This window comes from Pseudoalteromonas sp. TAB23 (assembly GCF_000498075.1).
Taxonomy (GTDB): Bacteria; Pseudomonadota; Gammaproteobacteria; order Enterobacterales; family Alteromonadaceae; genus Pseudoalteromonas; species Pseudoalteromonas arctica.
On sequence record NZ_AUTP01000352.1, the window covers coordinates 1 to 14,404 of the forward strand.

At 38.6% G+C, this 14,404-nt stretch carries 14 protein-coding genes; 11 read left to right on the plus strand and 3 right to left on the minus strand.

From position 1 onward, the window contains the following. From aroA to L654_RS0123645, 8 genes are all read left to right on the plus strand, one after another. The coding region (aroA, locus tag L654_RS0123610; protein ID WP_024609219.1) for a 3-phosphoshikimate 1-carboxyvinyltransferase at positions 1–933 on the plus strand (933 nt) is incomplete at its 5' end. Between the two features lie 106 nt (positions 934–1,039). After that, positions 1,040–1,750 carry a (d)CMP kinase gene (cmk, locus tag L654_RS0123615; protein WP_024609220.1) on the plus strand — a complete coding sequence of 237 codons (711 nt, stop codon included), beginning with the start codon at positions 1,040–1,042 and terminating at the stop codon, positions 1,748–1,750. A gap of 96 nt (positions 1,751–1,846) precedes the next feature. Further along, positions 1,847–3,514, plus strand: a complete 1,668-nt coding sequence (rpsA, locus tag L654_RS0123620) for a 30S ribosomal protein S1 (protein WP_002961176.1) — start codon at positions 1,847–1,849, stop codon at positions 3,512–3,514. Positions 3,515–3,581: 67 nt separating this feature from the next. Next, complete coding sequence (gene ihfB, locus L654_RS0123625; RefSeq protein ID WP_007583054.1) at positions 3,582–3,869, plus strand: integration host factor subunit beta; 288 nt, start codon at positions 3,582–3,584, stop codon at positions 3,867–3,869. A gap of 21 nt (positions 3,870–3,890) precedes the next feature. Continuing rightward, positions 3,891–4,172, plus strand: coding sequence for a LapA family protein (locus tag L654_RS0123630; protein ID WP_007583056.1), 282 nt, complete (start codon positions 3,891–3,893; stop codon positions 4,170–4,172). A gap of 2 nt (positions 4,173–4,174) precedes the next feature. Continuing rightward, positions 4,175–5,311, plus strand: coding sequence for a lipopolysaccharide assembly protein LapB (gene lapB / locus L654_RS0123635; RefSeq protein WP_010552858.1), 1,137 nt, complete (start codon positions 4,175–4,177; stop codon positions 5,309–5,311). Positions 5,312–5,661: 350 nt separating this feature from the next. Next, complete coding sequence (gene pyrF, locus L654_RS0123640) at positions 5,662–6,366, plus strand: orotidine-5'-phosphate decarboxylase (RefSeq protein WP_007583060.1); 705 nt, start codon at positions 5,662–5,664, stop codon at positions 6,364–6,366. Positions 6,367–6,459: 93 nt separating this feature from the next. Beyond that, the gene (locus L654_RS0123645; protein ID WP_007583062.1) at positions 6,460–6,834 is read left to right on the plus strand and encodes a hypothetical protein; all 375 of its coding nucleotides are present in this window, start codon (positions 6,460–6,462) and stop codon (positions 6,832–6,834) included. A 43-nt stretch (positions 6,835–6,877) separates the two neighbouring features. Here L654_RS0123645 and L654_RS0123650 read toward each other — a convergent pair whose 3' ends face one another. Together L654_RS0123650 and L654_RS0123655 are read right to left on the minus strand one after the other, a co-directional pair. Continuing rightward, positions 6,878–7,711 (minus strand): S1-like domain-containing RNA-binding protein, encoded by an 834-nt coding sequence (locus tag L654_RS0123650; RefSeq protein WP_024590152.1) that lies wholly within the window; start codon positions 7,709–7,711, stop codon positions 6,878–6,880. A gap of 2 nt (positions 7,712–7,713) precedes the next feature. Then, positions 7,714–9,042, minus strand: a complete 1,329-nt coding sequence (locus L654_RS0123655; RefSeq protein WP_024609221.1) for a DEAD/DEAH box helicase — start codon at positions 9,040–9,042, stop codon at positions 7,714–7,716. A gap of 208 nt (positions 9,043–9,250) precedes the next feature. Between L654_RS0123655 and L654_RS0123660 the strand changes: the two genes are divergently transcribed. The 3 genes from L654_RS0123660 to L654_RS0123670 all read left to right on the plus strand — a co-directional run bounded on the left by L654_RS0123660 (position 9,251) and on the right by L654_RS0123670 (position 13,016). Then, positions 9,251–10,258 carry a rhodanese-related sulfurtransferase gene (locus L654_RS0123660; protein WP_007583069.1) on the plus strand — a complete coding sequence of 336 codons (1,008 nt, stop codon included), beginning with the start codon at positions 9,251–9,253 and terminating at the stop codon, positions 10,256–10,258. Positions 10,259–10,406: 148 nt separating this feature from the next. After that, a complete protein-coding gene (locus L654_RS0123665; protein WP_007583071.1) occupies positions 10,407–12,302 on the plus strand; it encodes a DUF294 nucleotidyltransferase-like domain-containing protein in 1,896 nt (631 codons plus the stop codon). A 3-nt stretch (positions 12,303–12,305) separates the two neighbouring features. After that, the gene (locus L654_RS0123670; protein WP_024609222.1) at positions 12,306–13,016 is read left to right on the plus strand and encodes a 3'-5' exonuclease; all 711 of its coding nucleotides are present in this window, start codon (positions 12,306–12,308) and stop codon (positions 13,014–13,016) included. 242 nt (positions 13,017–13,258) lie between these two features. Here L654_RS0123670 and L654_RS0123675 read toward each other — a convergent pair. Beyond that, positions 13,259–14,404, minus strand: a 1,146-nt coding sequence (locus tag L654_RS0123675) for a BCCT family transporter (RefSeq protein ID WP_024609223.1), incomplete at its 5' end; no start/stop codon positions are given.

Consider the following 14,404-nt stretch of genomic DNA (forward strand, 5'->3'; position numbering starts at 1 on the left):
GGCGAGCCACGTATGGAAGAGCGTCCGATAGGTCACTTAGTTGATGCTCTACAAGCGCTTGGTGGTGATGTTACCTATACAAAACACAAAGACTATCCACCACTTAAAATTGTAGGTGGTCAAATAAAAGGTGGTGAGGTTGAAATTGACGGTAGTATTTCAAGTCAATTTTTAACGGCTCTATTAATGGCGGCGCCATTATTTAGCGGTGATACAACGATAACTATTAAAGGTACTTTAGTATCTAAACCTTATATTGATATTACGCTTGATGTAATGGCACGTTTTGGTGTTAATGTTGAACACAGTGATTATGCAACTTTTAAAGTTAAAGGTGGTCAACAGTATCAATCACTCGAACGAATTATGGTTGAAGGCGATGCATCTTCTGCTTCTTACTTTGTTGCTGCTGCTGCAATTGCTGGCGGCGAGATTGAAATTAAAGGCGTGGGTGCTAAATCAGTTCAAGGTGATATAGGCTTTGCTAAAGTAATGGAGCAAGTAGGCGCAAAAATCGATTGGTATGATGAGCGTTTAGTTGTTCGCAAAGGTGAATTAAAAGGCGTAGATATTGACGCTAATGCAATTCCTGATGCTGCTATGACCCTTGCAACTGTTGCTCTTTTCGCTAAAGGCCCAACTGCTATTCGTAACATTTATAACTGGCGAGTAAAAGAAACAGACCGTTTATATGCGATGGCAACTGAGCTTAGAAAGGTAGGTGCAGAAGTGGTAGAAGGGCATGACTTTATAGAAATCACACCGCCTAAACACTTCAACGATGTAGCAATAGACACTTATGACGATCACCGTATAGCCATGTGTTTTGCAATGGTTGCCGTTGGTGGAAAGCCAATAACGATTAATGATCCAAAGTGTACTTATAAAACATTTCCTACATTTTTCAATGTTTTAGCGTCAGTCAGTGAATAAGCTAATTAGAAGTAATTACAAAAGTTACACACTAATAGCAGATATATTTTAATAACTGACGTATAATGTCGCGGTTTATTTAGGTGTGCATTGCAGGAGGTTTTAAATGCAGGCGTTATTAATGCCCGTGATCACCGTTGATGGCCCAAGTGGTTCAGGTAAAGGAACTGTTTGTCGCTTGTTAGCCGACAAGTTAGGGTGGGATGTATTAGATAGCGGTGCGATTTATCGCGTTTTATCTTTAGCTGCACTTCATCACCAAATTGCATTAGATAATGAAGAAGGGCTTGTCCCTCTTGCTGCAAATTTAGATGTGCAGTTTTTGGTAGATAGCCAAACTAATGCAGGAAAAGTTATTTTAGAAGGCGAAGATGTAACCACTACTATTCGTAATGAAGAAGTAGGCGCTGCAGCATCAAAAGTTGCAGCATTACCTCGCGTTCGTGAAGCGTTATTACGTCGCCAGCGTGCATTTCGCACTGAAAACGGCTTAATTGCCGATGGCCGTGATATGGGCACTGTGGTTTTTCAAGATGCGCCGTTAAAAATATATTTAACAGCAAGTGCAGAAGAGCGTGCACGTAGACGCTTTGTTGAGTTGAATGCGCGCGGTCTTGATGTTACACTAAGTGGTCTATTACAGGACATTCAAGCTCGTGACGAGCGCGATATGAATCGTGCCGTTGCTCCGCTTGTACCTGCAGAAGGTGCTATTGAGCTTGATACTAGCGAACTCAATGCACAGCAAGTGTTTGATAAAGTAGTAACTTTATTAGATATTGCAATCTCTGAAGGTAAGCTTCCTAAACGAAGCTAAAACACATTTTATGCGCCAGCAGGATGCCAGTGCTATTTTAACAACCCCATGCAGCATGGTTGCTTATTGGTATAATATATAGAGACGTATATTCGTATGTCAGAAAATTTTGCGCAGTTATTTGAAGAAAGCTTAAAGGGTTTTGAAGCAGAGCAAGGCTCTATCGTTAAAGGTACAGTAATCTCAATCGAGAACAACATTGTACTTGTAGATGCTGGTCTTAAATCAGAAAGTGCTATCCCTGCTGAGCAGTTCAAAAATGCTGCTGGTGAACTTGAAGTTGCTGTAGGCGACGAAGTAGATGTTGCACTAGATGCAATTGAAGACGGTTTCGGTGAAACTATTCTTTCTCGTGAGAAAGCTAAGCGTCACGAAGCATGGATCCGTCTTGAGAAAGCATGTGAAGAGCAAGAGACTGTTACTGGTGTTATCAACGGTAAAGTTAAAGGCGGTTTCACAGTTGAAGTTGATTCAATCCGTGCTTTCCTACCTGGTTCACTTGTTGATGTTCGTCCAGTACGTGACACAACTCACCTTGAAGGCAAAGAGCTTGAATTTAAAGTAATCAAGCTTGACCAAAAACGTAACAACGTTGTTGTTTCACGTCGTGCAGTTATCGAATCTGAAAACTCACAAGAGCGTGAAGAGCTTCTTGCTAACCTTGTTGAAGGCCAAGAAGTTAAAGGTATCGTTAAGAACCTTACTGACTACGGTGCATTCGTTGACCTTGGTGGTGTTGATGGTCTACTACACATTACTGATATGGCTTGGAAGCGTGTTAAGCACCCTTCAGAAATCGTTAATGTTGGCGACGAAATCGCAGTTAAAGTTCTAAAATTCGACAAAGATAAAACTCGTGTATCTCTAGGCCTTAAACAGCTTGGTGAAGATCCATGGGCAGCTATCGCTGGTCGTTACCCAGAAGGTTCTAAACTTTCTGGTCGTGTTACTAACCTTACAGATTACGGCTGTTTCGTGGAAATCGAAGAAGGCGTTGAAGGTTTAGTACACGTTTCTGAAATGGATTGGACTAACAAAAACATCCATCCTTCAAAAGTTGTTAGCTTAGGCGACACTGTTGAAGTTATGGTTTTAGAAATTGACGAAGAACGTCGTCGTATTTCTCTTGGTCTTAAGCAATGTATTGCTAATCCTTGGCAGGAATTTGCTCGTCTACAAAACAAAGGCGATCAAGTTACTGGTAAGATCAAATCAATCACTGACTTCGGTATCTTTATCGGTCTTGACGGTGGTATTGACGGTCTTGTACACCTTTCAGACATTTCTTGGAATACACCTGGCGAAGAAGCTGTACGTGAATTCAAGAAAGGCGACGAAATCACTGCTATCGTATTGCAAGTTGACCCAGAGCGTGAACGTATCTCTCTAGGTGTTAAGCAAATCGAAGCTGACCCATTCAATAACTACCTTGATGCAAACAAAAAAGGTGCTATTGTTAAAGGTAAAGTGACTGAAGTTGATGCGAAAGGCGCAACTGTTGAACTTATCGAAGGCGTTGAAGGTTACATCCGTGTAGCTGATATCGCTCAAGAACGCGTTGAAGATGCAACTACTGTTGTTTCTGTAGGCGACGAGATTGAAGTTAAATACGTTGGTGTTGATCGTAAGAACCGCACTTTAAGCTTATCTGTAAAAGCTCTTTTCGAAGCAGAAGAGAAAGAAGTACTAGAGAAGCTTAAGAAAGAAGAGCCAGTGTTTGAAAACGCAATGGCAGCTGCTTTCGCAAATGCACAAAAAGACTAATATATAATTAGTTTTTAGTTGGAAGGGCATTTTTTGCCCTTCCTATATCTCTTTTTAAGGAAACGCTATGACTAAGTCAGAACTGATAGAAACACTTGCGGAACAACACGCACACGTTCCAGTGAAAGATGTTGAGAATGCTGTAAAAGAAATTCTTGAACAAATGGCCGGCTCATTATCTACTTCAGATCGTATTGAGATCAGAGGTTTTGGTAGTTTCTCTTTGCATTTCCGCGCTCCTCGTACAGGTCGTAATCCTAAGACTGGCGATACAGTTGAGCTTGAAGGAAAGCATGTACCTCATTTTAAACCAGGCAAAGAATTACGCGACCGCGTAAATGAAAGCATTGCCTAGTTAACGTAGTGGAGTAGTTACTTGTTCAAGGTATTAAAAATTATTCTGGTTGCGCTATGCCTTATCAGTGCATTTGTATTAGGGTCACAAAACCCACAGTTAGTACAAATAAATTATATTATAGCCAGTAATACACTACCTTTAGCTGTAATAATAAGTATCTGCTTTTTATTAGGTGTTTTAGTGGGTTGTTTTATTAGCTTTAAATTGTTTTCACAATTAAAGTGGCAAAACTACCGCTTAAAAAAGCAATTAGCGCCTGAAAAAGATAAAAAAAAGCTTGCCGCGAATAAAGACACCTAACTATGATTGAGCTTTTGTTTTTACTATTACCTGTTGCCGCCGGTTACGGCTGGATTATGGGTAAAAACAGTGCTAAAAACCAAGCTCATCAACTAAATCGTCAGATCACTTCTGAATACAGCAAAGGCTTAAAGTTTCTACTCGACAGAGAAGAAGACCAAGGCTTAGAGCACTTGATTAATTTGCTTGAAGTTTCAGCTGACTCTGTTGAACACTATTCTACACTTGCCACCATGTTTCGCCGTAGAGGTGAATTAGACCGCGCAATTAAAATTCATGAACTTCTATTAAAACACCCAGGCTTAAATGAACAACAAGCTGCAACTAGCCGTTTAGAACTTGCCGAAGATTATATAATGGCTGGNCTACTTGATAGTGCAGAAGAGCACTTAGTTTGGTTAGTTAAGGCTGGCCATGTAGAAGCGCTAGACCCTATTATTACTTTATATTCGCAAACCCGTGAATGGGAAAAAGGCATCAACATGTTTGAAGCCCACAGCGAACTATTTTCAAAAGAACAACAATTTAAAGCGATTGCTAATTTTTATTGTGAATCAGCTTTAAGTGATAACACACCCCAACTAATGAGAAAAGCGATTAGCTTAAATTATAAAGCCGTACGTCCGCTTTACGAGTTAGGATTAGTTGCTTACGCGAAAGAAGATTACGTTAAAGCTATTTATTACTGGCGTGAGCTTGTATCACAATTCACTTTGTTTGCGCCGTTGTTTATTGATGAGCTAGCTCACAGCTATAAACAATTAAATTTAACGCATCAATTTCATGAATTAGTCAGTGACTTGTTAGAAAAGGGCGGTGTATTAATTAAAATAAAACATTGCCAAGCATTGCTTGAGCAAGGACACACTAAACAAGCCTTTGAATTTCTAACTGATAGCTTAAAACGTCAACCTACTATTCGTGGTTTCAGTTTTTTACTGCAATTAATGGGTGACCAAAATAAAAATACTAAAGAAGTACTTAATGAAATTGATAAGCTTGTAACCTCTTATATTGCTACAAAACCTGATTTCCAATGTCAGCATTGCGGTTTTACAAGTTACACCATATATTGGAATTGCCCTTCTTGTAAGCATTGGGAAACCATTGTTCCAAGTCGAGGCTTAGACGGATTTTAATAACCCCTTAAATAATATCGGATTTAACTATGATAATTTTAGCAAATTAAACTGAGAGTTTACTGGGTTGGAATTTTTTGATGTTGTGTCTATATAAATTTCTCTACACCTTCTCTCAAATTACCAGCTAGCACTATTGCATTAAATCTACTTATACAATTACTTTATATCAATTCGCTTAATTAAGTGGTCTGTTTTGAGGTAAGAAAATTGTGTCGATAACAAGGCAAAAAATTTTTAATATTATTGTTCTATATAAGAAATTTTTAACGCAGTTAGCGTCAGATTTGGTCCTCAAATTGATTAAGTATTATTGCGGATTGGTATTATAGCCATACATTAGGATAGTCATGTCTTTCGAACACTCAAAAAAAATTCTTATAGCATTAGATTACGATGATCAAGAGGTTGCTTTAAACTTTGTTAAACAACTTTCTCCTGATACATGTCGTCTTAAAGTAGGCAAAGAGATGTTTACTTATTTTGGACCTACATTTGTTAAAGAGTTAATTGATTTAGGTTTTGATGTTTTTCTAGATTTAAAATTTCATGACATCCCTAATACAGTAGCTAAAGCTGTTACTGCAGCTGCAAAAATGGGTGTGTGGATGGTAAACGTTCATGCTTCTGGTGGTTTTGAAATGATGAGCAAAGCTAAATCGGCTCTAGAACAATTTGGCGATAAAGCGCCATTACTTATCGCAGTTACTGTATTAACAAGCATGGATGAAACAGAACTAAAGCGTTTAGGCGTTGATAAATCTGCTCAAGAGCAAGTTATATATTTAGCTAAGCTTGCAAAGGAAGCAGGGCTTGATGGCGTTGTGTGTTCTGCACAAGAAGCAAAAGCTTTAAAAGCAGAGTTAGGTGAGAACTTTAAACTTGTAACACCAGGTATACGTCCTGAAGGGAGTGATGCGGGTGATCAAAAGCGTATTATGACTCCTAAGCAAGCAATAGATGCAGGAAGTGATTATTTAGTTATAGGCCGACCTATTACTCAGGCGGATGATCCCGTAAAAGTGCTTAGTGATGTTAATAGATCTATAGCATAATTTAACAAAAAGCAGCAATATAGTGCTAAAAGCCCTTACCTCATGTGTATTTTATGTTACATTATTAGAATTGAAATGTAGTAGGGGTTTGTTTTGAAGTTATTATTAGGTTTTATAATTATTATTGTTGCGGGTTTTTCAGTAAATAAAAATCTTTTTTCTAATAAAGCATATGATGATGTTACATCAGTAACAGATATAATCACGAATTACCCTGTAAATATGTTCGATTTTAAACAAACAATGCAAGATTATGCACACCACCTATGTTACAAAAATGAGGATACACTTACATCTCAGCATATAACAGTAACTGATTGCATATCTAAGCTTGATGATAAAAAAATAGAATGCGAAAAGAAGGTTTTTCGTTTGGCACCGCTTAACCTAGAGTCAAAAGGTGAAGTGCTTGATTATTCAAGGCAATATACGCAATGTACATTGCCTTATAAGTATATTTTAGGTTAATTACAAACAGATAATATTAGTAATTACAGCCTATTATTTATAATTAAGATCTTAAGCGAATGGATTTCGCTTCAATATCTATCAACTCTTGTTTGAATAATCCACCAATTGCTTTTTTATAGTTAGCTTTACTAGTAGAAAACATCTTTTTTATAGCTTCAGGTTCAGATTTATCACCTAATGGGATAACACCACCTTCATTTTTTAGTTTTTGCATAATAGTTTCACCAAGGTCGCTTACTTTTCCCATACCTGGCTTTTCTAATACAACATCAATTTTTCCGTCTTCACGTACTTTCTGAATGAAGCCTTTAAGCTTTTGACCCACAAATAAGCTTTTAAATACCATATTGTAAAAAACAACACCGAAATGCGATTCTTCAATTAATACCTTGTAGCCAATATCTGTTTTGCCAGCAACAATTAAATCCACTTCTTGTAAGTGAGTATATTGTGGCTCATCTTTAGATAGGAAGCGATTAAAGTTATTTGATGCACAAATACGTTGGCTTGCATTATCAAGGTACAAACGAACTAAATATGAGTGACCTTCTTGCATGCGTGGTTTTTGTTCGTTAAACGGGGTTAGTACATCTTTTTCAAGACCCCAATCTAAAAATGCACCAATACTATTAATTTCTTTAACGCGAAGCAGGGCATATTCACCTACTTGTGCGTGTGGCTTTTTAGTTGTGGCAGTTGCTAAGTTAGCGTTGTCTAAAAAGATAAATACACTAATGCTATCGCCTGCTTCAAGCTCATGTTTAATTTCTTGTTTTGGTAAAAACACTTCACCTAAATCATGACCGTCTAAGTAAGCACCTTCGTTACTCACTTCTTTTACAAATAATGTTTGTGTGGTTCCTAGGTAACTCATAATTATTCCTGCTCAGTCTTTTTTTTACGGCGCATTGGTGTATCGCCATCAATGTTCATTGGTGCTTTAATTGGTGCTGTTGGCATTTTAGGTTTGGCTTTGCGTTTAAATATAGGCTTTTTAACAGCGGCGGATTTTTCTTTAGATTTATCCCACGTTGCCTCAGGCTTTTTCTCTTTTAAACCTTTAAACTTAGCTTTTAAGCCCTCTACGCTCGCAAATTTTAACTCATCATTTAAAAATGCTTTAATAGCTAAATAACTTGCCCAATCTTTTGGGCCAACTAATGAAATTGCGTTACCTTTAAAGCCTGCTCGTCCTGTACGACCTATGCGGTGTACATATTCTTCAGCGTGTTTTGGTAAATCAAAGTTAATAACATGCGTTACACTTAGTAAATCTAAACCACGAGATGCAACGTCGGTGGTGATCAATATTTTAAAGTTTTCGCGACTAAACGAATCCATTATATCTAAGCGTTTATTTTGTGTTAAATCACCAGCAAGCGCCACAGACTTGAAGCCTTTAGCATTAAGCGCTTCACTCAAGCGACTCGTGTCAGAACGTGTTGCTGTAAAGATAATGCATTGACCAACATCATCTTGATTCAAAAAGTGCTCTAATAGCGCTTCTTTATGATCAAGGTGATCGGCTAGATATAACGTTTGTTTAATATCGCTATGTTGCTCGTTCGCTGCACTTAGCGTAATTTGCTTTGGTTTTTTTAATAGGTTACGTGATAGGGCATCTACTTGTGCATGGTCAAGTGTTGCAGAAAACAATAACGTTTGACGTAAACGGTGATTAGCTTGCTCGTTAATCATTTTTAACTGCTCGGTAAAGCCTAAATCTAAAATACGATCGGCTTCATCAAAAATAAGCAGTTCTAGTCCACTCAATTGTAATGAACGTTTTGTAATGTGATCAGCTAAACGCCCTGGTGTAGCAACTACGAATTGTGGGTCATTTCTAAGTGCTTTTATTTGGTCATTAAAGTTTTCGCCACCAAGTATTTTTACGGCCTTAATGGCTGTGCCTGCAATTAATAAACGCAGCTGAGTAAATACTTGCGTAGCAAGCTCACGAGTAGGAGCAACAATAAGTACACGAGGATCGCGTTTACTGAGTGCTTTTTGTTTCATAACCCTTTGTACAGCAGGTAATAAAAACGCCAAGGTTTTGCCCGACCCAGTTTTAGACTGAGCGAAAATGTCATGCCCTGCAAGTGCGGTAGGCACTGCATGCGCTTGAATATCGGTGGGCTGGGTGATCCCTTGATGTGCTAGTTGTGTTTCAAGGCGTGTATCAATCCCAAGATCAGTAAACTGCAATGTGTGTTTCTCCAAAATGAGCAAATTAAGTCTATAAATTTATCAGCGCATTATAGCTTACACAGATAGGTCGCTAACAGTAAAAACCAATCTATAGCGCTATTTTTTGCAATTAAACTAAAAAAGCGTAAAATACGCGCCCCATATGCGCCGGATTTACGATTCGGTAAACGCCAATACTGGCTAATAAGGCAAAATAGGAAATATAATGACTGTTGTTCATAAAGATAATGTAACGGGCGATCACTTTGTAGTATGTGCGCTGTATAAATTTGTTGGTTTACCTGAATTTGAAGCTATCCGTAAGCCGTTGCTTGAAGTGATGGAAGCAAATGAAGTACGCGGTACTTTACTACTCGCTGCCGAAGGTATAAACGGCACTGTTTCTGCAAAACGTGAAGGGATAGACAACTTATTAGCATGGCTTGATGAGCAACCAAATTTAAAAAACATCGTAACAAAAGAATCTTACGATGATGAATGCCCGTTTTACCGCACTAAAGTAAAACTAAAAAAAGAAATTGTAACGATGGGCGTTGAAGGCGTAGATCCGCTTAAAGTTGTGGGTAGCTATGTAAAGCCAAATGAGTGGAACGCACTTATATCTGATCCAGAAGTAATTTTAATTGATACACGTAATGATTACGAAATTGAAATTGGTACATTTCAAAATGCAGTCGATCCAAATACTAAAACTTTTCGCGAATTTCCACAGTGGGCTAAAGAAAACTTAGACCCTGAAAAACATAAAAAAGTAGCGATGTTTTGTACAGGTGGTATCCGCTGCGAAAAATCGACGGCCTACATGAAAGAGCAAGGTTTTGACGAAGTTTATCATCTTGAAGGCGGCATTTTAAAATATCTAGAAGAAGTGCCAAAAGAAGAAACCATGTGGGAAGGCGAATGTTTTGTATTTGATAATCGCGTTGCGGTTGATCACGACTTACAAAAAGGCTCTTATGATCAATGTCACGCGTGCCGTATGCCAATTACAGAAGACGAAAAGTTAAAGCCTGAATACATGGAAGGTGTATCTTGTCATCATTGTATTGAAGAAGTGACAGACGAGCAGCGGACACGTTTTGCGGAGCGCCAAAAGCAAATAGAATTAGCGCAAGCCCGTGGCGAAGGCCATATTGGTAATGAGGCACAAGCTGTTTTACAGCAACGTAAAGAAGCCAAAAAAGCCCAAAAAGACGCTCAGCGCGGTAAATAAATTTTTACAATAAGTATTACATTTAAAGAGTCTATTTAGGCTCTTTTTTTGTGCCCAAAATTGTGCAGTAATTGTTTTCACACTCCGATGATAGTGTTAATCTGCAAAACAGATTTAGTCATTTTAATGCGCATACAGGAAGGGATTTATGCAAGCCGAACAAGTTGAAATCGCACAATTTTTAGCACAACATCCTCCTTTTGATGACTTACCTCAAAAAGCGCTTAATGAGCTAGCTCAACAAGTAGAAGTTGCTTATTTTAGAGCAAAAACAGATATTTTGAGTTTTGGACAAGACATATCTGATTTGTATGTGATTAGAAGTGGTTCTGTAGAAATGTATCGCCGAAATGGTGAGCTATACAATCGTTTGGCCATCGCAGGGATATTTGGTCAAATGGGTTTATTGATGAACCGTAAGGTGCGTTTTCCTGCAACTGCTCTTGAAGATACGTTAGTTTATTGTATAAATGTTGAGCTATTTAATCGTTACTGTGATGAGTTTGATGCGTTTGCTGATTACTTTGAAACAGACGGTAACGTACGTTTGCATCAAGCTATTGTTGAACAAGCCGATGGCAATGACCTTACAACAGCTAAAGTAAAATCATTAATTCACAGAGATGTAGTCACCGTAGATGCAACCTCTACAATACAAGATATCGCTAAATTAATGACCGAAGAGGCGGTATCGTCAGTTTTGGTAACCGATGTAAATAAACCAATAAACGACGATCCTGAGGAAGATGATGGACAAGTCGTTGGCATAATAACCGATAGGGATTTACGCTCAAAAGTAGTGGCTAAAGGGCTTGATTTTAACACACAAGCAAAAGAGATTATGTCTACTAACTTAGTGCTTTTAGACGCTAATGACTATATTTTTGAAGCAGTACTTGCCATGCTCAGAGATAATCTCCATCATTTGCCCGTAGTACAAAAAAGACGTCCTATAGGAGTTATCTCCCTCTCTGATATTTTACGTTACGAATCGCAAAGCAGCTTATTACTTGTACGCGGCATACTTGCTCAACAAACAATTGAGGATTTAGCGCATTATGCACGCCAATTGCCCAATGTATTTGTCCGTATGGTTAACGAAGATGCAAATTCACACATGATTGGTACTGCCATGGCCGTTATAGGACGTACATTTAAACAAAGATTACTTGTATTAGCTGAGGAAAAGTTTGGTCCACCTCCCGTTCCTTATTGTTTTATTGCACTGGGCTCCATGGCTCGCGACGAGCAACTTATTGTAACTGATCAAGATAACGCACTAATTTTAGATGACAGTTACGACGATGAAAAACATAACGCGTACTTTCAAAATATTGCCGATTTTGTGTGTGATGGCTTAGCGCAGTGTGGTTACACCTACTGTGATGGAGAAATAATGGCGTCGTTTAAAAAATGGCGTAAAACTCGCTCAGAGTGGTTCGATCAATTTGCTGATTGGATAGCCCAGCCAAAACCACAAGCACTGCTTAATAGCTCTATATTTTTTGATTTAGACGGTGTGTGGGGCAAAACCAAGTGGGCCGACGAGCTTAAAATATTTATAGCGAAACAAAGTAAAGTGAATCGTATATTTCTAGCAAATATGGCGGCAAATGCTCGAAATAGAACACCACCTCTTGGCTTTTTTAAAGGCTTTGTTATGGAGCATAACGGCCAACATAAGCGTTCAATGAACTTAAAACGAAGAGGTACTGCACCACTTTCTGATGTTATACGTGTACACGCATTAGCTATTGGTTCGCGTAAACAAAACTCGTTTGAGCGATTAGAAGATATTATTGAAGCTAAGCTATTACCGCAGGGTAAAGCGCAAGATTTACGTGATTCACTTGAGTATATTGCCATGATGCGAATTCGCCATCAAGCGTGGCAAATAGAGAAGGGCGAAGAGCCTGATAACGACTTAGACCCACATTTACTGTCTCCGTTCGAGCAACGAAACTTGAAAGAGGCATTCGCTATTTTAGAAAAAGCACAAAGCTATTTAAAATTTAGCTACACAGCAAATTCTGGTGTGAAGTAGCCTATGAATCCGCGTAATTACAAAGCAGTTGATTGGCAAACTAGATACAACGAGCTTGCCAACAACACCGAAAATAAACTTCTAAAACACTTTTATGCAGGTGCTTATAACCAAGATAAAGCCGCTGTAGAAGATGTGCCTTTTGTAGCAATGGACTTTGAAACAACAGGTTTAAATAGCCAGAACGACGATATAGTGAGTGTTGGCTTAGTGCCGTTTAATTTAAAGCGTATTTATTGCAAACACAGTCGGCATTGGGTTGTTCAACCAAGACGTAACCTGCATGAAGAATCTATTTTAATCCATGGAATAACGCACTCTGAGGTGGATGACGCCCCTGATTTTAACCGAATTATTGAACCTTTACTTGAAGCGCTAAGTGGCAAAGTTGTCGTGGTGCATTACGCTGCAATAGAGCGACATTTTTTAAATAATGCGTTATTACTTAGGCTTAAAGAAGGTATTGAGTTTGCACTTGTTGATACAATGGAGCTAGAAAAAAGAGCACTAAAAGAGAGGCAAGGTTTATTAGGCCGATTATTTAATACAAAACTAGGCTCGCTCAGATTAACAGATTGCCGTGCGCGTTATTCCCTACCTGCGTACCAAAATCATAATGCGTTAACGGATGCACTTGCCACAGCTGAGCTTTTACAAGCGCAACTGAGTCATCATTACCGTGTAGATACTCCAATCTCAGAGTTGTGGGTATAATACTAATACGCAATAATACTTTAATCATATTGAGGGTTAAACCTGACGCTAGCTGCGTTAAAAATTTCTCATTTAGAGCAATTAAATAAAGAAATTTTGCCTTACTATCGAGAAGTTTTTCCTGCCACAAAATAGATCACTTTATTAAGCGAATGGATATAACCTTAAATAGTTAAATAAAAAAGCGCCGCAAAAATTGCGGCGCTTTCGTTACTAATTAAAAGTATTGCTTACTAAAAGTATTATTTAACTGGGCGAGGCTCAGTTCGTAAACCTAAAACTAAGCTTAAACACATAAACAACAATACAATAGTAAATGGCAAGCCTGTAGAAACAGCACCTGCTTGTAGTGCTTCGATTGCTTGTGTACCACCAATCCAAAGTAAGGCCGCTGCAATTGCGCCCTCTACCGTTGCCCAAAATATACGTTGTGGCACCGGTGCGTCAATTTTACCGCCAGCTGTAATTGAATCAATGACTAATGAGCCTGAGTCAGATGACGTAATAAAAAATACTAACACTAATATAATCGCAATAAATGATAAGATATTAGATAGAGGTAATGCATCAAACATCTGGAACATAGCTAAAGGGACATCAGTTAAACCATTAGTGCCTAGTGCACCAACACCATTAACTACTTGATCAATAGCAATACCGCCGTATATAGACATCCATAAAATGGTAACAGCAGTAGGGACGAGTAATACCGCAATTAAGAACTCACGAATTGTACGACCACGTGATACACGCGCGATAAACATACCTACGAACGGTGACCAAGAAATCCACCAAGCCCAGTAAAATACAGTCCAGCCATGCATCCATGTTTCGTCTTCACGGCCGTGAGGATTACTCAATGGAATAATGTTTTCTACATAGCCCATCACGGTAGTCGGTACATTACCCATTGCTACAGCAAAGCCCACTAAACAAACAAACAATAATAATGAGAAAGCAATTAACATGTTTACATTACTTAGCAGTTTCACACCACCGTCAATACCACGAACCACAGAAACAATGGCTAAAAGTGTTACACCCGCAATAACTAGAATTTGAGAGCCAATGCCACCTTCTGTACCAAATACATGGTTAATACCTGCAGAGGCTTGTTGAGCACCCAAACCTAAAGATGTTGCAAGGCCAAATAACGTAGCAAGTACAGCTAAGATATCAATGATATGACCAGGCCAACCCCATGCTCTATCACCTAATATAGGATAAAAAATAGAACGAATAGAAAGCGGTAAACCTTTGTTATACGTAAAAAATGCAAGAGATAAACCAACAACAGCGTAAATAGCCCAAGGATGGAGACCCCAATGGAACATAGTTGCGCCCATTGCTAATTTTGCAGCTTCTGGTGTATTAGCGGCTACATTAAG

Bases quoted from the DNA above. Each gene is read 5' to 3' on its own strand.
- L654_RS0123665 (WP_007583071.1), top strand. From the start codon at position 10,407: ATGCAAGCCGAACAAGTTGAAATCGCACAATTTTTAGCACAACATCCT.
- cmk (WP_024609220.1), top strand. From the start codon at position 1,040: ATGCAGGCGTTATTAATGCCCGTGATCACCGTTGATGGCCCAAGTGGT.
- ihfB (WP_007583054.1), top strand. From the start codon at position 3,582: ATGACTAAGTCAGAACTGATAGAAACACTTGCGGAACAACACGCACAC.
- pyrF (WP_007583060.1), top strand. From the start codon at position 5,662: ATGTCTTTCGAACACTCAAAAAAAATTCTTATAGCATTAGATTACGAT.
- L654_RS0123650 (WP_024590152.1), bottom strand. From the start codon at position 7,711: ATGAGTTACCTAGGAACCACACAAACATTATTTGTAAAAGAAGTGAGT.
- L654_RS0123660 (WP_007583069.1), top strand. From the start codon at position 9,251: ATGACTGTTGTTCATAAAGATAATGTAACGGGCGATCACTTTGTAGTA.
- rpsA (WP_002961176.1), top strand. From the start codon at position 1,847: ATGTCAGAAAATTTTGCGCAGTTATTTGAAGAAAGCTTAAAGGGTTTT.
- L654_RS0123670 (WP_024609222.1), top strand. From the start codon at position 12,306: ATGAATCCGCGTAATTACAAAGCAGTTGATTGGCAAACTAGATACAAC.